This window comes from Glycomyces rhizosphaerae (assembly GCF_042647865.1).
GTDB lineage: Bacteria > Actinomycetota > Actinomycetes > Mycobacteriales > Micromonosporaceae > Glycomyces > Glycomyces rhizosphaerae.
In genome coordinates, this window is sequence record NZ_JBHRWO010000012.1 from 100,526 (window position 1) to 120,653 (window position 20,128).

The 20,128-nt window shown below is 69.1% G+C and carries 22 protein-coding genes; 15 read left to right on the forward strand and 7 right to left on the reverse strand.

The features are described from left to right. The first annotated feature begins 331 nt into the window (after positions 1-331). From ACFO8M_RS14815 to ACFO8M_RS14840, 6 genes are all read left to right on the forward strand, one after another. Positions 332-1,156 carry a phosphotransferase family protein gene (locus tag ACFO8M_RS14815; protein WP_387977449.1) on the forward strand — a complete coding sequence of 275 codons (825 nt, stop codon included), beginning with the start codon at positions 332-334 and terminating at the stop codon, positions 1,154-1,156. 345 nt (positions 1,157-1,501) lie between these two features. Beyond that, positions 1,502-3,184 (forward strand): ABC transporter substrate-binding protein, encoded by a 1,683-nt coding sequence (locus ACFO8M_RS14820; protein WP_387976743.1) that lies wholly within the window; start codon positions 1,502-1,504, stop codon positions 3,182-3,184. A 46-nt stretch (positions 3,185-3,230) separates the two neighbouring features. Then, the gene (locus ACFO8M_RS14825) at positions 3,231-4,256 is read left to right on the forward strand and encodes an ABC transporter permease (protein ID WP_387976746.1); all 1,026 of its coding nucleotides are present in this window, start codon (positions 3,231-3,233) and stop codon (positions 4,254-4,256) included. Positions 4,257-4,270: 14 nt separating this feature from the next. Continuing rightward, positions 4,271-5,182, forward strand: coding sequence for a carbohydrate ABC transporter permease (locus ACFO8M_RS14830; protein WP_387977451.1), 912 nt, complete (start codon positions 4,271-4,273; stop codon positions 5,180-5,182). 25 nt (positions 5,183-5,207) lie between these two features. Next, positions 5,208-5,897 (forward strand): glycosyltransferase, encoded by a 690-nt coding sequence (locus tag ACFO8M_RS14835; protein WP_387976749.1) that lies wholly within the window; start codon positions 5,208-5,210, stop codon positions 5,895-5,897. A gap of 44 nt (positions 5,898-5,941) precedes the next feature. Next, a complete protein-coding gene (locus tag ACFO8M_RS14840; RefSeq protein WP_387976752.1) occupies positions 5,942-6,229 on the forward strand; it encodes an OmpL47-type beta-barrel domain-containing protein in 288 nt (95 codons plus the stop codon). 72 nt (positions 6,230-6,301) lie between these two features. Here ACFO8M_RS14840 and ACFO8M_RS14845 read toward each other — a convergent pair whose 3' ends face one another. After that, positions 6,302-7,645: a UDP-N-acetylmuramoyl-tripeptide--D-alanyl-D-alanine ligase gene (locus ACFO8M_RS14845; RefSeq protein WP_387976755.1), complete on the reverse strand. Its 1,344-nt coding sequence runs from the start codon at positions 7,643-7,645 to the stop codon at positions 6,302-6,304. Positions 7,646-7,829: 184 nt separating this feature from the next. On the opposite strand from ACFO8M_RS14845, the gene ACFO8M_RS14850 reads away from it, so the two are divergent. From ACFO8M_RS14850 to ACFO8M_RS14865, 4 genes are read left to right on the forward strand one after another with little or no spacing between them, the layout of a single operon-like run. Next, positions 7,830-8,807, forward strand: a complete 978-nt coding sequence (locus ACFO8M_RS14850; protein ID WP_387976758.1) for a D-isomer specific 2-hydroxyacid dehydrogenase family protein — start codon at positions 7,830-7,832, stop codon at positions 8,805-8,807. Continuing rightward, on the forward strand, positions 8,800-9,840 hold the full coding sequence (gene vanA / locus ACFO8M_RS14855; RefSeq protein ID WP_387976760.1) for a D-alanine--(R)-lactate ligase: 1,041 nt from the start codon (positions 8,800-8,802) through the stop codon (positions 9,838-9,840). The genes ACFO8M_RS14850 and vanA overlap by 8 nt, the downstream gene beginning before the upstream one ends. Beyond that, on the forward strand, positions 9,830-10,438 hold the full coding sequence (vanX, locus tag ACFO8M_RS14860) for a D-Ala-D-Ala dipeptidase VanX (protein WP_387976763.1): 609 nt from the start codon (positions 9,830-9,832) through the stop codon (positions 10,436-10,438). The genes vanA and vanX overlap by 11 nt, the downstream gene beginning before the upstream one ends. Before the next feature lie 48 nt (positions 10,439-10,486). Next, complete coding sequence (locus ACFO8M_RS14865; protein WP_387976766.1) at positions 10,487-10,891, forward strand: GNAT family N-acetyltransferase; 405 nt, start codon at positions 10,487-10,489, stop codon at positions 10,889-10,891. Here the strand turns inward: ACFO8M_RS14865 and ACFO8M_RS14870 are convergent. Then, positions 10,856-11,992, reverse strand: coding sequence for a sensor histidine kinase (locus ACFO8M_RS14870; RefSeq protein WP_387976769.1), 1,137 nt, complete (start codon positions 11,990-11,992; stop codon positions 10,856-10,858). The genes ACFO8M_RS14865 and ACFO8M_RS14870 overlap by 36 nt on opposite strands. Further along, a complete protein-coding gene (locus ACFO8M_RS14875) occupies positions 11,985-12,659 on the reverse strand; it encodes a response regulator transcription factor (RefSeq protein WP_387976772.1) in 675 nt (224 codons plus the stop codon). Before ACFO8M_RS14875 ends, ACFO8M_RS14870 begins: the two co-directional genes overlap by 8 nt. An 89-nt stretch (positions 12,660-12,748) precedes the next feature. On the opposite strand from ACFO8M_RS14875, the gene ACFO8M_RS14880 reads away from it, so the two are divergent. After that, positions 12,749-13,333 (forward strand): M15 family metallopeptidase, encoded by a 585-nt coding sequence (locus ACFO8M_RS14880; protein WP_387976775.1) that lies wholly within the window; start codon positions 12,749-12,751, stop codon positions 13,331-13,333. A 54-nt stretch (positions 13,334-13,387) separates the two neighbouring features. Here ACFO8M_RS14880 and ACFO8M_RS14885 read toward each other — a convergent pair whose 3' ends face one another. Continuing rightward, positions 13,388-14,050 carry a DUF4097 family beta strand repeat-containing protein gene (locus ACFO8M_RS14885; RefSeq protein WP_387976778.1) on the reverse strand — a complete coding sequence of 221 codons (663 nt, stop codon included), beginning with the start codon at positions 14,048-14,050 and terminating at the stop codon, positions 13,388-13,390. Positions 14,051-14,214: 164 nt separating this feature from the next. Between ACFO8M_RS14885 and ACFO8M_RS14890 the strand changes: the two genes are divergently transcribed. Further along, a complete protein-coding gene (locus ACFO8M_RS14890) occupies positions 14,215-15,159 on the forward strand; it encodes a DUF389 domain-containing protein (protein ID WP_387976781.1) in 945 nt (314 codons plus the stop codon). Between the two features lie 57 nt (positions 15,160-15,216). Next, positions 15,217-15,954, forward strand: coding sequence for an SDR family NAD(P)-dependent oxidoreductase (locus ACFO8M_RS14895; RefSeq protein WP_387976784.1), 738 nt, complete (start codon positions 15,217-15,219; stop codon positions 15,952-15,954). Here ACFO8M_RS14895 and ACFO8M_RS14900 read toward each other — a convergent pair. Together ACFO8M_RS14900 and ACFO8M_RS14905 are read right to left on the reverse strand one after the other, a co-directional pair. Further along, positions 15,951-17,060 (reverse strand): alpha/beta hydrolase, encoded by a 1,110-nt coding sequence (locus ACFO8M_RS14900; protein WP_387976787.1) that lies wholly within the window; start codon positions 17,058-17,060, stop codon positions 15,951-15,953. The two genes, ACFO8M_RS14895 and ACFO8M_RS14900, sit on opposite strands and share 4 nt — an antisense overlap. After that, positions 17,057-17,428, reverse strand: coding sequence for a DUF6069 family protein (locus tag ACFO8M_RS14905; RefSeq protein ID WP_387976790.1), 372 nt, complete (start codon positions 17,426-17,428; stop codon positions 17,057-17,059). The genes ACFO8M_RS14900 and ACFO8M_RS14905 overlap by 4 nt, the downstream gene beginning before the upstream one ends. A 131-nt stretch (positions 17,429-17,559) precedes the next feature. On the opposite strand from ACFO8M_RS14905, the gene ACFO8M_RS14910 reads away from it, so the two are divergent. Both ACFO8M_RS14910 and ACFO8M_RS14915 read left to right on the forward strand, forming a co-directional pair. Beyond that, positions 17,560-18,675, forward strand: coding sequence for a sensor histidine kinase (locus ACFO8M_RS14910; RefSeq protein WP_387976793.1), 1,116 nt, complete (start codon positions 17,560-17,562; stop codon positions 18,673-18,675). After that, on the forward strand, positions 18,663-19,316 hold the full coding sequence (locus ACFO8M_RS14915; protein ID WP_387976796.1) for a response regulator: 654 nt from the start codon (positions 18,663-18,665) through the stop codon (positions 19,314-19,316). Before ACFO8M_RS14910 ends, ACFO8M_RS14915 begins: the two co-directional genes overlap by 13 nt. A 26-nt stretch (positions 19,317-19,342) precedes the next feature. On the opposite strand, the gene ACFO8M_RS14920 is transcribed toward ACFO8M_RS14915, so the two are convergent. Next, complete coding sequence (locus ACFO8M_RS14920; protein WP_387976799.1) at positions 19,343-19,948, reverse strand: GNAT family N-acetyltransferase; 606 nt, start codon at positions 19,946-19,948, stop codon at positions 19,343-19,345. Positions 19,949-20,128: the final 180 nt, after the last annotated feature.

The following is a 20,128-nucleotide window of genomic DNA, read 5'->3' on the forward strand; positions in this document are numbered from 1 at the left end:
GAGGGCGCCAGCATCGTTTCGATCAGGGCGGAAGGCCGGTGCACTGCTCGCCGTCGCAGTCGCAGCGTGAGCGCCGACTTTCCTTCGATGGTACGACCAAAATGGATCAATATCCACCAATGTTTCGGCGGTTAAGGCTTGTCTTTGCTGGGTATCCTTCTGTCCGAAAAGTACTGGCGGCCTTCGGGATTGCGATCGCGGCGATACGCCCGGGGCCCGTCCTGAGCACCGGCGCAAAATCCCCTAGTACCAGTTTCGAGGACTTGGTACGGTGCCTTGGTTGCACCCCATGGAGAGTGCGGCGGCGTTCAAGAGAGAGGGCCGAGCGACGATGCAGGCGCCAGAGGTCCGACGTGCGGTGGCCGCGGCCATGTCGATCGCCGCATCGCTCGACCTCGCGGTCGACGACGCGGTCGTGCTCAACAACTCGAACAAGCTCGCCCTGCGCCTGCTGCCCTGCGACGTGCTCGCCCGGGTGGCACCGGTGGCGGAACAGAACGCGCAGTTCGAGATCGAGGTCGCCCAGCGGCTCGCCGAAGCGGGGAGCCCTGTGGCCGCACTCGACCCCCGGGTCGAGCCGGGTGTCTACGAGCGCGACGGCTTCACGGTCACGCTGTGGACCTACTACGAACCCGTCACCGCCCAAGAGCATGCACCGGCCGACTACGCCGAAGCGCTCGAGCGCTTGCACGCCGGCATGCGCGGGATCGACGTCCCGACACCGCACTTCTTCGACCGGGTCGAGGAGGCGCAGCAGCTCGTGGCCGACCGCGGGCGCACGCCGGATCTCATCGACGCGGACCGGGAACTGCTCGGCGACACGCTGCGGAACCTGCGGCGAGCGATCGGCGAACGCGGCAGTGAACAGGTGCTCCACGGCGAACCGCACCCGGGCAACGTGCTCGCCACGAAGCACGGGCTGCTGTTCATCGACTTCGAGACGTGCTGCCGCGGACCCGTCGAATTCGACCTCGCCCACGCGCCCGACGCACTCGCCGAGCACTATCGGGGCGTCGACCTCGACCTGCTGCGAGAGTGCCGGATCCTCATGCTGGCGATGGTCACCATGTGGCGCTGGGACCGGGGCGACCAGCTCCCGAACGGACGCCGGCTCGCCGCGGAATGGCTCGGCCAGATCCGGGCGGCGCTCGGCTAGGCGGCGGCATCCGCTCGGTGCGCTCGGCCCGACCATGAAAGTTCCGGGCGCGCATTGCGGTGATCTTGCCGCGAAAGGCCCCTCGGCGGCGACATCGACACTCACGCTCATTCGGCGTGGAATCGGCTGATCATCGACAAAAATGCCCCCGCCCGGACCGGCATTCTGTGACGCAGGGTGTCGTATACATAACTGAAAGAGATTCATTGACATCACTCCCTGTTCTAACTAAGCTCTGGAAGTTATCGGAAAATGCCCCGAAAGTTTCGATGAGCGCGGCGGCCCAACCGCGTGCCTCTGAGTGAACGACCGGGTGAAGTTTGGGCAATCTCAAGGAGGAGAGACATGTCAAGTGTGTTCGGGCGGACGCCCATCGGAGCCACCCGCCGCGGAGTCATCGGATTCTCGCTCGCCGCGTCGGGCATGGCCGCGCTCGCGGCCTGCACCAGTGACGACGGCGGCGACGAAATCGACGTCGACGCGCAGTCCAAGGGCGCGATGGAGGATTTCGCAGCTGACACGCAGTTCACGGCGACGGAGCCCTTCACTCTCTCGGTCCTGTGGACGGACTGGCCCGACCTGCCCATCACCGACAAGTGGCAGTTCTTCAAGGAGATTGAGAAGCGCACCAACGTGACGATGGAAGTCACGAACATCCCGTTCAGTGACGCCACCGAGAAGCGCAGTCTCCTCATCAGCGCGGGCGACGCGCCCACGGTCATCCCGCTGGTCTACACCGGTGAGGAGAACTCGTTCGTCTCCTCCGGCGCGATCCTGCCGATGAGCGAATACGTCGAGCACATGCCCAACTTCCAGAAGTACGTGGAGGAGTGGGACCTCGGGGAGATGATCGACAACCTGAAGCAGGCCGACGGCAAGTACTACATGCTGCCCGGCCTCCAGGAGGTGTCGGTGCCCGTGTTCACGCTCGTCATCCGCAAGGACGTCTTCGAGCAGGTCGCCGGCGGCATCCCCCAGACCTGGGACGAGATGCGCGCCGCCCTGGTCAAGATCAAGGCCGAGTACCCCGACTCCAAGCCCCTCGCCGACGGCTTCGAGGGCGCTTCGATGCTCAACTACGCCGCGCACGCCTTCGGCGCGCAGGCCGGCTGGGGCTTCGGTCCCGGCATGATGGACGACGGCTCCGGCAACCTCCAGTACACCGCCGTGTCCGAGGGCTACAAGCAGATGGTCGAATACTTCCGCGGCCTCGTGGAGGACGGCCTCCTCGACACCGACTCGATGACCGCGGCGAACGACGGCAGCGGCGGCGGCAGTGTGACCGAGAAGGTCGCGGCGAACCTCGTGTTCGCGGCGTCCGGCTCGGCCGGCACCGCCATCGAGTTCGCGACGGCCCTCAACGAGACGGTCGGCGAGGGCAACTACGAGATCCTGCAGATCGCCCCGCCCGGCGGCCCGGCCGGACAGGTGGTCGAGCCGCGCAACTTCTGGAACGGCTTCATGCTGAACTCGGAGATCAAGGATTCCGAGAACTTCATCGCGATCCTGCAGTTCCTCGACTGGCTGTACTACAACCAGGAGGCCCGCGAGCTGCTCCGCTGGGGCGTGCTCGACGAGACCTACACGAAGGACGCCAGCGGCAAGATCACCCTCAACCCGGAGTACCGCCTCGACGCCTACGGCCTCAACCCCGGTGGGGCGACGGACCTCCAGAAGGACCTCGGCTGGTCGAACGCCGTGTTCGCCGACTCGACCGAGTCGCGCGCGCTGAAGGAGTCCTACAACTCGCCGACCTTCGTCGAGTACATCGACTCCGTGCTCTCCAGCCGCACCCCGCGCGACCCGAACCCGCCCGCGCCGCTCGACGAGATGGAGCTGGAGCAGTCCTCGCTCCTCGCCACCCCGCTGAAGGACACCGTGGACACCGCCACGCTGCAGTTCATCATGGGCGACCGCGACATCGCCGAATGGGACGCCTACGTCGGCGAGCTCGAGGCCCAGGGCCTCCAGCAGTACGTCGACCTCATCAACACCGCCCGCGAGCGCTTCGAGGAGGAGAACTCCTGATCCGCCGCCGGGGCCGCGGCCCCGGCGCGGACGGGAGGGAGCACTTATGCCCCTCAAACAAGACGAGCAGTCCCCGCGGGCCGAGGCCCGCGGGGCCGCCGCGGGCGCCGCACTCGACGGGCCCCCGCGCCCACCCGCGGGCAAGCCGAAGGCGCGTCCCCGCAAGCGCAAGCAGAGCTGGAAGACCGCGTTCAAACGCGACTGGCAGCTCTACACGCTGGCCATCGTGCCGTTGATCTTCTTCCTGATCTTCAAGTACGGTCCGATGCTCGGGAACGTCATCGCGTTCCGGAGGTTCCGCCCCGGCGGCAGCATCTTCGGCGACGAATGGGTCGGCCTGCGCTACATCGAGATGTTCGTCAACGACCCGTCGTTCTGGCATGTCTTCACGAACACCGTGATCCTGGGCAGCCTGTCCATGGTGGTGTGCTTCCCGCTGCCGATCGTGCTGGCGCTCATGCTGAACGAGGTGCGGCAGCGGTACTTCAAGAAGATCGTGCAGTCGATCTCCTACCTGCCGCACTTCCTGTCGATCGTCATCATCGTCGGCATGCTCATGCAGCTGCTTTCGCTGGAAGGCACGGTGAACCAGATCGTCGGCGCCTTCGGCGGCGAGGGCATCCCGTTCCTGCAGCGCGCCGAGTGGTTCCGCTTCATCTACGTGGGATCCGAAGTGTGGCAGACCGTCGGCTGGGGCACGATCCTCTATCTGGCGGCGCTCACCTCGATCGACGACTCCCTCTACGAGGCGGCGAAGATCGACGGCGCGGGCCGGTGGCGCCAGACCTGGCACGTCACGCTGCCGGGCATCCGCCCGACCATGGTCACGCTCCTGATCCTCAACATCGGGTCGTTCCTCAACGTGGGCTTCGAAAAGGTGTTCCTGCTGTACAACCCGCTGACGTACGAGACGGCCGACGTCATCTCGACCTATCTCTACCGGGTCGGCCTCGTGTCGAACAATCTCAGTTATGCGACGGCGATCGGCCTGTTCCAGGCGCTGATCGGCCTTGTGATGGTGCTTTCCGCGAACCTGATCTCGCGGCGGACGACGGGGACGAGCCTGTGGTGACCGATATCCGCACGATGACCGGGACCCTGCCTGCCGGGGGACCGCGAGCGACGCAGCGTACGAGGGGCGAGCGCGTCTTCGGCGCGTTCAACGCGACCTTCCTCGTGCTGCTGTGCCTGGGAATGCTGTACCCGTTCATCACGGTGCTCGCCCAGTCGTTCAGCTCCTCCGGTGCCATCAAGGCCGGCAAGGTGAACTTCCTGCCCGTCGACTTCAATGTGGACACCTACATCGCGGTGATGTCGAACGACATCTTCTGGCGCAACTACGGCAACTCGGTGCTGTACACCGTGGTCGGCACGGCGATCGCCATGACCCTGACCACGACCTACGCGTTCGTGCTGTCGAAGCCGCACCTCAAGGGCCGCAAGGTCCTCATCGGCATCGCCGTGTTCACGATGTTCTTCAACGGCGGCCTCGTGCCTAACTACGTGCTCATTTCCTCGCTGGGCATGAAGAACACCATGTGGGCGCTCGTGCTCCCCGGCGCGATCTCGGTGTTCAACCTGCTCGTCATGAAGGCGTTCTTCGAGAACCTGCCGAAGGAGCTCGAAGAGGCCGCGCAGATCGACGGGCTCGGCTGGTACGGCATCTTCGGGCGGATCGTGCTGCCGCTGTCGAAGGCCGTGATCGCCACGATGGTGCTGTTCTACTCGGTCGCGTTCTGGAACGACTGGTTCGCCGCGTTCCTGTACCTCGACAAGAGCGAGCTGTTCCCCATCACCCTGTTCCTGCGCAATCTCATCGCGGGGGCCTCCACGACGGCGTCCGAAGGCGCGGCGGCCGCGGGAAGCACGACCGCGCAGGTCTCCGCGAACATCCAGGCGGTGACGATGATCCTCACCGTCATCCCGATCCTGTGCGTGTACCCCTTCGTGCAGCGGTACTTCGTGTCGGGTGTCATGCTCGGATCGGTCAAGGGTTGATGCGGGACAAGGAAGGGGCGGCGGCATGAGCACGCAGCAGCACGCGGGGGAGATCGGACCGGGAGTGCTCTCCCGGTTCACCGCCGCGGTCTACCGGTACCTCGTCCTCGGGGTGTTCCTCGCGGTCGCGGGAGTGCCGACACTGCTGATCTGGATGCTGCTCGCCCCTGCCCCGGGGAACGTGGCGTGGTTCGTGGCCGCGCTGCTGCCGGTCGCGCCAGCGCTCTCGGCGGCGCTGTACGCGCATCGGTCCTGGGCGAAGGAACCGGACCTGAGCCCGGCCCGACCGCTCTTCCGCGGGCTCCGGATGAACCTGCGGGACACGCTGTCCTGGTGGGTACCGGTGCTCGCGTTGACGACCGTGCTCGCGGTGAACGTCCTCTTCGCCGACCAGGTCGCCGGCGGCGCGATGCTGCGGCCCGTGTGCGCCGTGCTCCTGGTGGTGCTCGCCGTGTGGTCGGGGCACCTGCTCGTGGTGGGCTCGTTCTTCTCGTTCCGATTCCGGGACGTGCTCCGGGTGGCGGCGGCGGAGTTCTTCCTCTCCTGGAAGTCCTCCCTCGGCATCCTCGCGCTCCTCATCGTCGCGACGGCCACTGTGGTCCTGTCCTCCGAGGCGGTGCTGCTCCTGCTGGGCTGGGCGTTCGCCGCCTCGCTGTGGATGATCGTCCGACCGGTCATCGCGGACATCACGAAGCGGTTCACGAGCGGGGACTGACGGGTTCACACGACCTCAGTAATATGTAACATATTACTGAGGTCGTGCCCCCCAGCCGAAAGGCCACCCCATGCAGCGACACCCCGCACCCTCTGGCACCGACACGCCTGGCCCTTGCGGCCACTGACGTCGGTTCCGGTGTCGCACAGATCGAATACCGCGTCAACGGCGGCGACTGGAAGACCTACGCCGGCGAGCTCCGCGTCCGCTCGCGTGACCTTGTCGAGGCCCGCGCGACCGACCATGCCGGCAACACTTCCGCCGTGCTCACCGTGAACCGAAGGTGGTACTGGTCATCCTCACGGGAATTCGGCCCCCGTCCGCTGACCTGAACGCATCGAGCGAGCCTCACCCGAGGCTCGCTCGATTCCTCTGCAGGACAGGCGAACACACTTCGACCGCACCTATGCGAGTGCGGCGGCGACCTCGTCGAGGCGTGCTTCGCGGGAGGCCTTGACGAGCACCAGGTCTCCGGGGGCGAGGTTGCCGCGCAGCCAGTCGACGGTCGCGTCGTTGCCGGCCAGCGCCACCGCCCGGTCGCCCGCGCCGTCGGCGATCAGGTGGGCGGCCGCGCCGACCGCGACCACGACGTCGGCCCGGGAGGCGGCGTACTTTCCGATGGCGCGGTGCTCGGTCTCGCTGTCGTCGCCGAGCTCGGCCATGTCGCCGAGGACGGCGATGCGGCGTCCGCTCTCGATCGCGTCCAGCGCGTCCAGGGCGGCGCGGGCCGAGTCGGGGTTGGCGTTGTAGGAGTCGTCGAGCAGCGTCACGCCGTTCGCGAGTTCGCGCAGTTCCATGCGCCACTTCGACAGTGAAGCGGTGGCCAGTGCCTTCGCCGACCTGTCGAGCGGTACTCCGGCCGCCAGTCCCGCGGCCACGGCGGCGGCCGCGTTGAGCGCCTGGTGGGCGCCGACGAGCGGCAGCCTGACGGGAACCGAGTCGTCGGCGGTCCGCAGCCTGAAAGACGGCCTGCCGAGCCGGTCCAGTGTCAGGTCGAGCACGCGCACATCGGCGTGCTCGGCCCGGCCGAAGGTCAGCACCGGGCCACCCGTATGCGCGCGCATCGCGACCACCGCGGGATCGTCGGCGTTGAGGACGGCGGTGCCGCCGGGTGTCAACCCTTGCACCAGTTCGCCTTTGGCCTTGGCGATCGCGGCGCGCGTCCCGAAATAGCTGAGGTGGGCTTGGCCGACGTTGAGGACGATGCCGACGTCGGGGGCGACGAGGTCGGTGAGCGCGGCGATGTCGCCGACGCGGCGGGCTCCCAATTCCAAAGCGAGGCAACGGGTGTCCGCGTCGGCGCGCAGCATGGTGATCGGGACGCCGAGCTCGTTGTTGAGCGAGCCGAGTGCGGCGATCGTGGGCGCGGTGCTCGACAGCACCGCCGACACCAGGTCCTTGGTGCTGGTCTTGCCTTGGGAGCCGGTGACGCCGACGACCGTGAGCCGGTCGCGCAGGCGGGCCACGACGTGTGCGGCGAGTGCCTGCAGCGCGGCCTGGGCGTCCTTGACGACGATGGTCGGCAGCTTGGTGGGCCGGGAGCCGAGCACGGCGACCGCACCGACCTGTCCGGCCTGTTCGGCGTAGTCGTGGCCGTCGACGTGCTCGCCGTCGAAGGCGACGAAGAGGCCGCCCGGTTCGGCCTGGCGGCCGTCGAGCACGGCGGGCGCGGTGACCGTGACGGTGCTGTCGCCCTCGATCGTGCCGCCGACGATCGAGGCGATTTCGCCGAGGCTGAGCGGGATCATGCTCGGGCCTCGGGGCGGTCGGTGAGCAGGAACGGTTCGGTTCGGGTCATGCGTCCAGTCAAGGCGGCGGCTTGTTGTCAGCGTGTATCCGGTTTTCGATACGCCCGCGATAGACCCGACCTATCGCCGGCGTATCGAAAACGGCATACGCTCCGGTAACGCCTTGTCGCTTTGACTATGCGGCATGACGAACAGGGAACCGGTCGGGATCACGATCTACGGGTGCGGTGAGGACGAGGCCGCGCTGTTCCGGGAGCTGGCGCCTCGTTTCGGTGCCGTGCCCCGCATCGTCGAGGCGGCGCTGTCAGAGGGCAATGTGGATCTGGCCGTGGGCGATCGGTGCATCAGCATCGGCCACAAGACCCGCATCACCAGTGCCATGTTGCGCGCGCTGAGCCGGGTAGGGGTCGCCTACATCTCCACGAGGAGCATCGGCTTCAACCACATCAATGTGGCGTACGCGGAAAGCCTCGGCATCGCCGTCGGCAATGTCGCCTATTCCTCCCACAGCGTCGCGGACTACACGCTGATGCTCATGCTGATGGCGGTGCGGCACGCGAAATCCACCGTCCTCCGCGCCGACGTCCACGACTACCGACTCCACGAAGTGCGCGGGAAAGAGCTTCGCGACTTGAGTATCGGGGTGATCGGCACGGGCCGGATCGGTTCGGCGGTCGTGGACCGGCTGCGCGGTTTCGGCTGCCGCATCCTGGCCCACGACAACAGCCCCAAAACCGACGCCGACTACGTTCCGCTCGATGAACTGCTGCGGCACAGCGACATCGTCACGCTCCACACCCCGCTCAACGCGGGCACCCACCACCTGCTGAACCGCGAGCGCATCGCGCGGATGAAGCACGGCGCGTACGTCGTCAACACCGGTCGCGGAGCGCTCATCGACACCGAGGCCCTGGCCTCGGCGCTGGAGAGCGGCTGGCTGGGCGGCGCGGCGCTGGACGTGCTCGAAGGCGAGGAGGGCGTCTTCTACGCCGATCGCCGGGACCGGCCCGTCGAGAGCAAGCCGCTGCTTCGCCTGCAGCAGTTGCCGAACGCGCTCATCAGCCCGCACATCGCCTACTACACGGACCACGCCCTCATCGACACCGTCGAGAACTCCATTGTGAACTGCCTGAATTTCGAAGGAAGGACCCGGCATGGCTAGGTTGAAGGTCGGCATCGTCTTCGGAGGCTGCTCGGAGGAGCACCCCGTCTCCGTCAAGTCCGCGCGCGAGGTCGCGGACAGCCTCGACCTCACGAGGTACGAGCCGTTCTACGTCGGCATCACCCGGAGCGGCGCCTGGAGGCTTTGCGATAGCCCCCCTCCGGGCTGGGAGGACGGCCGCCCGGCGGTGCTGTCGCCGGACCGGAGTTCGCCCGGTCTGCTCGTTCTCGATGGGGGACAGTACAAGACGATCGGCCTCGACGTGGTGGTGCCCGTCCTGCACGGGAGGTTCGGCGAGGACGGCGCGATCCAGGGGCTGCTGGAGCTCTCCGGCATCCCCTACGCGGGCTGCGATGTCCAGAGCTCCGCGCTGTGCATGGACAAGACCCTCACCTACCTCGTCGTCGGCCACGCGGGGATCGCGACGCCGGCGTTCTGGACCGTCGACGCCGACGAGAAGATCGACGCAGAGACGCTCCCGTACCCGGTCTTCGTGAAGCCCGCCCGCTCGGGATCGTCGTTCGGCGTCACCAAGGTGACCGAGGAAGCGGACCTGGAGAACGCGATGGCGACCGCGCGGCAGTACGACTCGAAGGTCCTGATCGAGGAGGCCGTCGACGGCAGCGAGATCGGCTGCGCCGTCCTGGGCAATGAGTCTGAGCTGTTCGCCGCGGAGGTGGATCGCGTCGCGCTCACCCACGGCTTCTTCAGGATCCACCAGGAGCCCGAGCCCGAGCGCGGCTCCGAGAACTCCCAGTTCATCGTCCCCGCCGATATCCCCGCCGAGTCGCGCGCGCTCGTCCAGGAGACGGCGAAGGCGATCTACCGGGCCCTGGGCTGCCGGGGGCTGGCGCGGGTGGACCTGTTCCTCAAGGCAGACGGGAGCGTAGTCCTGAACGAGGTCAACACCATGCCCGGCTTGACCTCCTACAGCCGCTATCCGAGAATGATGTCGGCCTCGGGGCTGCCGCTTGCCGAGGTGATCGACCGGATGGTCGCACTGGCGCTGGAGGGAACGGCCGTTGCGGGATGACTTCGCCTACGTGGACGAACTGGTGCCCGGCATACGCTGGGACGCGACCTACGCGACCGCTGAGAACTTCATCGGCGCACCGGTCGACGGGTACCTGGTGAATCGCGTCGTCGGCACGCGAGCGCTGTGCGCGGCCCTGGTCGAGGCACAGGGGAAAGCGGCGTCGATTGGACTTGGTCTGCTGGTCTGGGACGCCTACCGCCCGCAGCGCGCCGTCGACCACTTCCTGCGCTGGGCCGCGCAACCCGAGGACGGCCGCACGAAGGCGAGCCACTACCCGAACATCGACCGGTCCGAGATGGTCGCCAAGCGGTACGTCGCACCGAAGTCGGGCCACAGCCGGGGCGGCACCGTCGACCTCACACTCTGCCGCCACGACACCGGCGCACCGGTCCCCATGGGCGGCCACCACGATCTGATGGACCCGGTCTCGCATCACGGCGCGCCCGGGATCACCCCTGCCGAGGCCGCGAACCGCGCACTCCTGCGCTCCATCATGGAGGACTGTGGTTTCCTCCCATACCAATGGGAGTGGTGGCACTACACGCTGAAGAACGAGCCGCACCCGAACACGTACTTCGACTTCCCCGTCGCCTAGGAGACCGCCATCCGGATACGACCGCTGCACCGCGACGACGCCGAGACCGTGGCAGACCTGCTGCGGCAACTCGGATACGCGCAAGACGACACGGCGGCGACGGCCGCACGCCTCCAGGCCTGGAGCGACGACCCGTCGAGCGCGGCCCTCGCGGCCGACCTCGACGGCACCGTGCTGGGGCTCATCGCCGTCCACATATGCCCGTCCTTCGAACGCCCCGGCTCCTGGGCCCGGATCGCGGCGCTGGTCGTCGCCGACGAGGCCCGGGGCCAGGGCGTCGGCGGGCGCCTGGTGACCGCCGCCGAAGCGTTTGCGGCGAGCCGCGGATGTCGGGCCATGGAAGTCACCAGCAGCGACCACCGCGAAGCGGCCCACGCCTTCTATCAGCGCCGCGGCTACACCATCCAGACAGGACGGTCATCGCGGTTCCTGCGCGACCTCGGCGACGGGTAGCCGGACCTCCACCCGGAGCCCGCCGTCAGGACGGGCGGTCAACGTGAGCCTGCCGTGGTGGGCCTTGACGATGTTGTCGACGATCGCCAAGCCCAGCCCGACCCCTGCGTGGTCGCCGCGGACGCGCCGCGTACCGCGCTGGAACGGCTCGGTCAGCGTCGACACCAGGTACGGAGTGAGCTTGGCACCCCGGTTCTCGACCGTGATCACCGTGGCGTCCGGGAGCACGGCCGTTTCGATCCACACCGTGCCGTCCTCGCTCAAGTTGTGGACGATCGCGTTGTGCAGGAGGTTCACCGTCATCTGCAGCAGCAGCGCGGGCGAGCCCTCCGCCGAGGCCATGTCGCCCGACACCTCGACGTTCACGCCGTGCCGTTCGGCGAGGGGGAGCAGCGTCTCGGCGGCCTCCTCCGCGACGAGCGACAGGTCCACCGGCTCGAGAGTGAACGCGCGCCTGCCGGTGCGGCTGAGCAGGAGCAGCGCCTCGGTGAGGTCGATCGCCCTGGCGTTCACGAAGTGCAGGCGCTCGACCAGTTCCTCAGCGCCCGGGATCGGGTCGCGGCGGGCGACGTCGAGGAGCGCCTGCGTCGTCGCCAGCGGCGTCCGCAGCTCGTGCGAGGCGTTGGCGGCGAACCGCTGCTGCTCGCTCACATGCGCTTCGAGCTGTTCGAGCATGGCGTCGAACGCGTCCGCGAGCTCGCGGAACTCGTCGCGCCCGCCCGGCAGCCGGATGCGATGGGCGAGTTCGCCTTTGGCAGCGACGCGGGTGGCGTTCGCGATCTGGTTGAGCGGCGCCAGCATCCGGCCTGCGAGCAGCCAACCGCCCGCGAGACCGAACACCAAGAGCAGGCCCATCAACAAGGCCGCCTTCGGGGCGAAGGCGCGCCAGAGGTCCAAGCGGCCGGGGATGAAGAACGTGGGAGGACATCGGCCCGCGGTGCCGGGTTCGCAAGGCTCGCCGAGGCTGATCGCCTCGCGGGGCACATAGCGCAGGAGGAACAGCCAGACGACCGCGAGCAGCAGCGCCCCCGCGATGAGCAGGAGCGCGGCGTAGCTGATCGTGAGTTTGAGCCGGACGCTCGGGCCGGGCCGCCTATCCACGGTCCGCGTCCGCCTCGATGCGGTAGCCGACGCCGGGCACGGTCGCGATGGCCCACGGCTCGCCGAGGCGTTTGCGCAGCGCCGAGACCGTGATGCGCACGGCGTTGGTGAACGGGTCGGCGTTCTCGTCCCAGGCACGCTCCAGCAGCTCCTCGGCGCTCACGACCCCGCCTTCGGCCGCCACCAGCACCTCCAGCACGGCGAACTGCTTCCGGGTGAGCGCGACATACCTGCCGTCGCGGAAGACCTCGCGGCGGAACGGGTCCAGGCGCAGGCCCGCGATCTCGCGCACGGGCGGCCGGTGGTGCGCGCGCCTGCGGTCGAGGGCCCTGAGGCGGAGCACGAGTTCCTTGAGCGCGAACGGCTTCGTGAGGTAGTCGTCCGCGCCGAGCTCGAACCCGGAGGTCTTGTCGTCCAGCCGGTCGGCGGCGGTGAGCATCAGGATCGGGCAGCCCTTGCCGGAGGCGACGATGCGCGCGGCGACCTCGTCCCCGGAGGGCCCGGGGATGTCGCGGTCGAGGACCGCGATGTCGTAGGCGTTCACGCTCAGGAGCTCCAGTGCCGTGTCGCCGTCGCCGGCGATGTCGGCGGCGATCGCCTCCAGCCGGAGTCCGTCGCGGATGGCCTCTGCCATAAAGGGTTCGTCCTCGACGATCAGCACGCGCATAGTGCCACGATGCTACGGGCCCGCACCTATCGTCGGCATATCGAAAACCGCGAACGTGCCGACAACACCGCGCCGCCTCTACTGAAGGCATGTCCCACAGCCAAACGACACGGACCATGACCCTCCGGCTGCGCAGGAGCGCCGCCGCCGGCCTGCTCGCCGTCATCGCGGCGATCGCCCGGGCCCTCGGCTACCGGCTGCTCCGCGATCGCGGCGCGCTCGGCGTGGCCGACGGCGCCGTCCCCTACCGCACGAGCGTCTTCGACGACCAGGTCCCGGGCGTCGCCAAACTCGACCCGGCGCTCCTCGGCGCCCTCCGACAGGCCGCGAAGGACGCCGCGGCCGAGCGCGTCGAGTGCTTCGTCAACAGCGGCTGGCGTTCCCCTGAGTACCAGCGCCAGCTTCGCCGAGAGGCGGTCGCCGAGTACGGATCGGAACAGGCGGCCGCCCGCTGGGTGTCCACCGCGGAGACGTCGGCGCACGTGGCGGGCAACGCGGTCGACATCGGCCCTCCCGAGGCCGCGGCCTGGCTGTCCGAGCACGGCGTCCGGTACGGACTGTGCCAGATCTACCGGAACGAGCCCTGGCACTACGAACTGCGTCCCGAAGCGATCGAACACGGCCGCCCGCCCATGTACGCCAACCCCGCCGAGGACCCCAGAACCTGGCGATGACCACCGAGAGCCCGACGGCGGTGTGCCGTCGGGCTCTCGGTGGTGCGCATCGTCTTACAGGCTGCGGGCCTCGATGTTCCCGTAAGAGGTGCTCGCCCGGATGCTCAGGTCCGGGGTGCCCTCGGTGTTCTTGAGCGCGTTGGCGATCCGGCCGTAGCCGGTGCCGGCGTCCAGCGCGGCCGAGACACCCTCGGCGGCGACGACCGAGATCGCGCCGGCCTGAGTGCTCAACTCGAGCGTGCCGCTCACCGCTTCATCAATGCGGATGTCGCCCTTCTGGGTGCTGACGGTCGCGGAGCCGCCGAGGCGGCCGACCGCGATGTCACCGGCGGCGAGGGTGAAGGTGCCGCCGGCGGCGTCGGCGACCTGAATCCTGCCCTGCGCGCCTTCGAACGCGACCTCGCCGAGGCTGCCGTCGGTGCGGAACTCGCCGCTGGCCGCCTTCGCCTGAATCTTGGAACCGACGGGAAGCTCGACCTTGACGTCGATCGCGCCGGGGTTGCCCAGCTGGTTCTTCACCGGGGACACGACCCGCAGGACGCCATCGACGTATTCGACCGTGGTCTGCTCGACGAGCTTCCGGTCGCGGTCCTTCTTGGGGTTCGAGGGCGCGACCTCGACAGTGGTGTCGGTGCGCTCGGAGGCGGTGATCTGGATGAGCCCCACGGGGATCTCGACGACGGCGGTGATGGCGGTGGGGGTGTCGAAGTGCTGCATGTCGTTGTGCTCCTTGGCGTTTGCGGTAGTGCGTTTCTCGTTGACGAGGCAACTATGGGCGGCCGTCCTGTCATGGCGCTGACGCCGCGCTGACACGGCCGCTGACACGGCGATCCCCGGACCGGACGGACGGCCCCGCCCCGGAGTGGGAGAGAATCCCGAACGTGTTGCACGTTCGCGTCATCAGCCCCGCCGACCGGACCGACGAGGTGCTGGCCATCGCCGCCGACTGCCCCGCGGCCGTCAACGTCATCAAGCTGCCCGGCGCCGCCTACGACCCGGCGGGCGACGTCGTCGAGTTCGACGTGGCCAGGGAAGGCGCCAACGGCATCCTCGCCGAGCTGCGCGGGCTCGGGCTGAAGGACTCGGGCGGCATCGCCGTCGAGCACGTCGACCTGTCGATCTCGACCGCGGCGGAGGGCGCTGGGGATGCGGCCCCGGGCGACCCCGAAGACGCCGTGGTCTGGGAAGAGCTCTCTGCCCGCACCAATGCCGAGACCCGCATGACCTGGTCCTATATGGCCTTCCTCGCGCTGGCGGTGCAGATCGCGGCGATCGGTGCGCTGCTGGACCAGCCGATCCTCATCGTCGGCGCCATGGTGCTCGGCCCCGACTTCGGGCCCGTCGCCGCCATGTGTTTCGGTGTGCTGCAACGCGACCTACGGCTGATCGGCGCCGCCGCGCGCACGCTCGCGATCGGGTACTCGGTGGCCGTCGCGATCACGTTGGTCTTCGCCGTCCTCAGCCGACTCCTGGGCTGGATCGAGCCGAGCATGCTCGACGACCGGCCGCTGACCAGCTTCATCATCCACCCCGATCGCTGGTCGTTCGTGGTGGCGGTGTTGGCGGGCGTGGCCGGGATCCTGTCGATGACCGCCAGGAAGTCCTCGGTGCTGGTGGGCGTCTTCATCTCGGTCACCACCGTGCCCGCGGCCGGGAACATCGCCGTGGCCATCGCGCTCGCGCACTGGGACGAGGTCGGCGCCTCCTTCGTGCAGCTCGGCGTGAACCTGGCGGGCATGATCCTCGCCGGCGTCGGAACCCTCCTCGTCCAGCGGATCATGTGGGCCCGTTTCGGTCGGTCGACGAGCGTGCGGGTGCCGAGGTAGCGGTACCGGATCCCGGCGGTTCCGCCGACGCGCCGGCCAGGGCGATACGGTGTGCCGATGAACCGATTCGAAGGCAAGGTCGCCGTCGTCACGGGCGGCGCCAAGGGCATCGGGGCGGCGTGCGCGGCGCGCCTCGCGAGCGAGGGCGCGGCCGTGTACGTCGCGGACATCGACGAGGAGGCGGGACGGCGCTTCGAGGAGGAGACGCACGGCGCGGTCCACTTCCAGCGGTGCGACGCCTCCAGCGCCTCCGACTGGGAGGCGTTGTCCGAAAGGGTGCGCGACGCGCACGGCCGCCTGGACGTCCTGGTCTCCAACGCGTTCGCCAGCGTCAACGGCGCGCCCCATGAACTGTCCGAAGCGGACTGGGATTTGACGGTGGACGTCACGCTGAAGGCCACGTACCTCGGCGTCAAGACCTTCATCGAGCCGCTGCGGGCCGCGCGTGGCGCGGTCGTGGCGGTCTCCTCGGTCCACGCGCTCCGCTCGCAACCGGGCTACACCGCCTACGCCGCAGCCAAAGGGGGGCTCAGTGCGCTCATCAGGCAGCTCGCAGTCGAGTACGCGCCCGACATCCGGTGCAACTCGGTCGCGCCCGGCCCCATCCTCACGACGCATTGGGCGGACACCTCCGAAGAGGACATCGCGTACGAGGGCGCGGGCACCCTGGTCGGCCGCCTCGGCCGCCCTGACGAGGTCGCCGCCGCCGTCGCGTTCCTCGCCTCCGAGGAGGCCGGCTACGTGACCGGCGCCGAAGTGCCCGTGGACGGCGGCTGGCTCGCCTTCAAACGCTAACGCGGCGGTGGCGACGCGGGGGAGAAGGATCGTGCCGCGAAGGCCGCGACCGCGTTGATGACGGCTTCGAAGCGGGGCGAATGGAACAGGTCGAAGCCGTGCTGGGCGCCGGGCAGCTCGGCGTAGACCACGGGCTGGGTCGAGACCGCTTGCAGCCCTTCGGCGAAACGTCGGGCCCCGGCCACGTTGACCACGGTGTCGTGGTCGCCGTGCACGATCAGGAACGGCGGAGCGTCCGCATGGGCGTGGGTCAGCGGGTCGCTGTCCGGGTCGCCGTCGAAGTAGGAGCCGTAGAAACCGCCCAGGCCCACGACCGCGGACACGGACGTGTCGACGTCCTCGAAACCCGGCTGGAACCGCGGGTCGCCGGGGGTGAGCGCCGCCAGCGCCGACATGTGCGCGCCCGCCGAGGAACCGGAGAGGACGATGCGGTCGGGGTCGATGCCCCACTCGCGGGCGTGGGTGCGAACCCAGGCGACGACCCGCTTGGCGTCGGTCAGGTGGGGCTCGAAGCCCGCCGCGTGCCCCAGCCGGTAGTTGGCGCTGATGGTCACCCAGCCCTGCTCGGCGAGGCGGTGGAGCAGCGGCAGGGCCTGCGAGTTCTTGTACCCGGTCGTGTAGTAGCCGCCGTGGAAGTGGATCAGGACCGGGGCGTTGCCGGGCGCGGAGCGCCGGCGGTAGAGGTCGAGCAGGTTGCGCAGCCCGTGCGGGCCGTAGGACAGGTTCGCGATCCGCTCGACCGAGCGAGGTCGGAAACCGAAGGGGCACAGCAGGATGCGGGCCCAGTGCAGGCGCGGAGAGACGCGCGTGCCGTCCATGGTGCGCATCAGGATCGGCAGGGCGCGCATGCCGCGCCAGGCCGTCAGCGTCAGGCTGGCGCCAGCGAGGACGGCCGCGGTGATCGTGACCGGCGAGCCGAGGTCGCCTTCGGCGGCCGCGAGCGCGGTGCTGACCGAGAAGGCGGACGAAGCGAGGAACGGGAGTTCGAGGATGGCGAGACTCGCGACGAAGAACGACGTTCCGGGCCCGATCGGCATGCGCGGCAGGCGCACGGCGGGGATCGCCAGAATGAGCAGGCAGATGAGGTAGCCCCAGGGGAGGCTCATCGCCGCACCAGTCCGGCGATCAGGACGCCCCCGGTGACGACGTGCATGCCCATCAGCACGAGCATCGCGCCGGTGGTGACGGCGGCGAGCGGGCCGGTGAGCGAGAGGGCGAGCACGGCCGCGGCGATGATCGACCAGATCATGCCGGCGCGGGCGGTGCACTTCTCGAGGACCGCCAGGAGGCCCCAGGCGGCGAAGCCGACCAGGAGGGCGGCGATGGCGATCCGGAACGGCCCCACGGTAAGCGGGGTGGCGGCCTGATCGACCGTGAGGTCGATGCCGGAGAGCGGGGCGGCGGCGGTCCAGACCAGGAGCGATCCGGCGGCGGAGGCGAGGACGACGAGGAGTCGGCGGGTTCGTGTGTTCATGTCGCCCATTCTGGTTCGGGTACAAGGGCTTCCACATCGGTCGCGAAGCCGCGCCGTCCCCTGCCGGGGAAGGGGCCGCCTCCTACTTTCGGAGGTGATCGCTCCGCATCGTCCGCGGCTAGCATCGTGCCGTGACCGGACGCCGAAAACCCCGCCCCTGCGAAGTGACCTCCCTTGTCGGGGGCGTGGCCGTGCTGACCGCGCTGTCGCTCTGGTCGCGGGAGCCGAACGGGCCCTTGGCATACGCGGTCGCCGTGCTGAGCGTCGGCACCGCGTTCGTGCAGGTGTGGCGGCCCGACACCGGGGCGTTCGCCGCCACGGTGCTCGCCGTCCTCTCACCGGCCGCCACCCCGGCGGCCACCGTCGGCGCGCTCCAGACGGCGTGGCGCGGGCGGTTCCGCACCGCCGTCGCTGTAGCCGCCGCCGGGATCCTGGCGCACCTGCTGCAATGGCGCTGGCACCCCAATCCGGCACTCGACTTCGACTGGTGGGCGATCCTTGTCGTCGTCTCGTACGTTGCGCTGCTCGGCTGGGGTGCCTTGGCCAATGCCCGTCGCAGACTGCTCATCTCGCTGCGAGAGCGCGCCGAGCGCGCCGAGACGGAGCAGGGCCGCCGCGTCGCCGAGGCCCGCGCGGCCGAACGCCGCGCCCTCGCCCGGGACATGCACGACGTGCTCGCCAACCGGCTCTCGCTGGTCGCGACATACGCGGGCGCGCTCGAGTTCCGGCCGGACGCCCCGCCCGAGAAGGTCGCCATGGCCGCCGGGGTCGTGCGCGACGGCGTGCACCAGGCCCTCGACGAGCTGCGGCAGGTGATCGGCCTGCTCCACGAGGGCGACGAAGCCGGGGCGGGCGGTCCCGTGACGGTCGCCGACCTGCACGGCCTGATCGAGGAGTCCCGAGCCGCCGGTCAGCCCGTCGAAGTGAGCGACGAGCTTTCCGGCGAGGTCCTGCCGCCCTCCATCGGCCGCACCGTGTTCCGCGTCCTCCAAGAAGGACTGACGAACGCCCGGAAGCACGCCGCCGGGCGTCAGGTAGAGGTGTCCCTGAGCGGCGCCCCGGGCACCGAGCTGGTGGTCGAACTCGCCAATCCGATTCCCGCGCAAGGCGATGCCCCGATCGTGGCCGGCAGCGGCCTGGGCCTGGTCGGGCTCACCGAACGGGTCCGGTTGGCGGGCGGGCGACTCGACCACGACGGGATCGACGGGCGGTTCCGCCTCCGGGCCCGACTACCATGGCCGACGTGATCCGTGTGCTCCTGGTCGACGACGACGCCCTGGTCCGGGCCGGACTGTCCATGATGCTCGACGGCGTCGGCGACATCGCCGTGGTCGGCGAGGCGGGCGATGGGCGTGAAGCCATGACCGCCGTCGACGCGCATTCCCCTGACGTCGTGCTCATGGACCTCCAGATGCCGCACGTGGACGGCATCACCGCCACCCGGCGGCTCCGCGCGCGTCCCCGTGCGCCCGAGGTGATCGTGCTGACGACCTTCGACACGGACGAGAACATCGTCCACGCCCTCCGGGCCGGTGCGGGCGGCTTCCTCCTCAAGGACACGCCGCCCGCGCAGATCGCCGAGGCCGTCACCCTGGTCGCCGCCGGGAATCCGATGCTGTCGCCGGGGGTCATGCGGCGGCTCATGGACCGCACCGTCGCCCAAGCGGGCCAATATGAACGGGCTCGGACCGCTCTCGCGGCGCTCACCCCTCGCGAGCACGACGTGGCGGTCGCGATCGCGAACGGCCGCTCCAACGCCGAGATCGCCGCCGAACTGCTGATGAGCGTCACCACGGTCAAGTCCCATGTCTCGGCCATGCTCACCAAGCTCGGCCTCGACAACCGCACCCAGATCGCGCTGCTCGCCCACGACGCCGACCTCGTCTGACACCGGCGATCGTAGGCATGGACGCCTCAGTCCCTCCACATGGGAATGAGCGCGGGCCCGTCCTCGGGCAGTCGCAGCCGCTGCCCGGTCTCCTTGAAGCCGGAGCGCTGGTAGAGCCGCGCGGAGTCCGCCGTGCTCGCTTCGAGGTATGCGGCGATGCCTTCCTCGTCGGCCGCCGCCAGCCGCGTCCGCAGGATGGCCCCGCCCGCTCCCGCACCGCGATGAGCGGGGAGCACGGCGATCAAGTAGAGGTACAGGTGCGGGAACCGTTCCGGATGGGCTTGCGCGGTAAGGCGAATCGCCGCCTCCGCTCGCCGCAGCATCGGCAGGGGCGTGGCCGCCGCCATCGCGGCGAGTTCGTCGGCATCGGCATGGAACCGGTCCGTGGAGGCGACCCGAACCCACACCGACAGACCCTCGATGCGACCGTCGCGTTCGGCGATCCAGACCTCGTCGGTGCGCAGGTGCCGCTGCAGTGATCCGGTGAGATATGCGATGTACGCATCCTCGGGCACCGGCCCGGCGGCGGCGATCCAGGCGTTGGTGGCCTCGTCGGCCGTGGCCGCCGCATAGGCGGGCACCAAGGCCTCCAGGTCGGCCTCGGTTGCTTGGCGAACAGTGATGTCACTCATGGCGGTGCCCCTCGTCGTGCATGGTTTCGATGGCCTCGAAGGTAGCCGCGGCCGCGTCGAGGGCCTAGCATTACGTCACGGATCAAGCGTGTGACGAAATGGGGGAGCCGTGGACCGATGCGCGCAGTGCCGGACCGAGCTCGATCAGCCGGAGCTCGGTCGCCGGCGTCGTTACTGCTC

Coding starts and splice junctions, on each gene's coding strand:
- ACFO8M_RS14815 (WP_387977449.1), top strand. CDS start 332: ATGCAGGCGCCAGAGGTCCGACGTGCGGTGGCCGCGGCCATGTCGATC.
- ACFO8M_RS14820 (WP_387976743.1), top strand. CDS start 1,502: ATGTCAAGTGTGTTCGGGCGGACGCCCATCGGAGCCACCCGCCGCGGA.
- ACFO8M_RS14825 (WP_387976746.1), top strand. CDS start 3,231: ATGCCCCTCAAACAAGACGAGCAGTCCCCGCGGGCCGAGGCCCGCGGG.
- ACFO8M_RS14830 (WP_387977451.1), top strand. CDS start 4,271: ATGACCGGGACCCTGCCTGCCGGGGGACCGCGAGCGACGCAGCGTACG.
- ACFO8M_RS14835 (WP_387976749.1), top strand. CDS start 5,208: ATGAGCACGCAGCAGCACGCGGGGGAGATCGGACCGGGAGTGCTCTCC.
- ACFO8M_RS14845 (WP_387976755.1), bottom strand. CDS start 7,645: ATGATCCCGCTCAGCCTCGGCGAAATCGCCTCGATCGTCGGCGGCACG.
- ACFO8M_RS14850 (WP_387976758.1), top strand. CDS start 7,830: ATGACGAACAGGGAACCGGTCGGGATCACGATCTACGGGTGCGGTGAG.
- vanA (WP_387976760.1), top strand. CDS start 8,800: ATGGCTAGGTTGAAGGTCGGCATCGTCTTCGGAGGCTGCTCGGAGGAG.
- ACFO8M_RS14875 (WP_387976772.1), bottom strand. CDS start 12,659: ATGCGCGTGCTGATCGTCGAGGACGAACCCTTTATGGCAGAGGCCATC.
- ACFO8M_RS14880 (WP_387976775.1), top strand. CDS start 12,749: ATGTCCCACAGCCAAACGACACGGACCATGACCCTCCGGCTGCGCAGG.
- ACFO8M_RS14885 (WP_387976778.1), bottom strand. CDS start 14,050: ATGCAGCACTTCGACACCCCCACCGCCATCACCGCCGTCGTCGAGATC.
- ACFO8M_RS14895 (WP_387976784.1), top strand. CDS start 15,217: ATGAACCGATTCGAAGGCAAGGTCGCCGTCGTCACGGGCGGCGCCAAG.
- ACFO8M_RS14900 (WP_387976787.1), bottom strand. CDS start 17,060: ATGAGCCTCCCCTGGGGCTACCTCATCTGCCTGCTCATTCTGGCGATC.
- ACFO8M_RS14905 (WP_387976790.1), bottom strand. CDS start 17,428: ATGAACACACGAACCCGCCGACTCCTCGTCGTCCTCGCCTCCGCCGCC.
- ACFO8M_RS14915 (WP_387976796.1), top strand. CDS start 18,663: ATGGCCGACGTGATCCGTGTGCTCCTGGTCGACGACGACGCCCTGGTC.
- ACFO8M_RS14920 (WP_387976799.1), bottom strand. CDS start 19,948: ATGAGTGACATCACTGTTCGCCAAGCAACCGAGGCCGACCTGGAGGCC.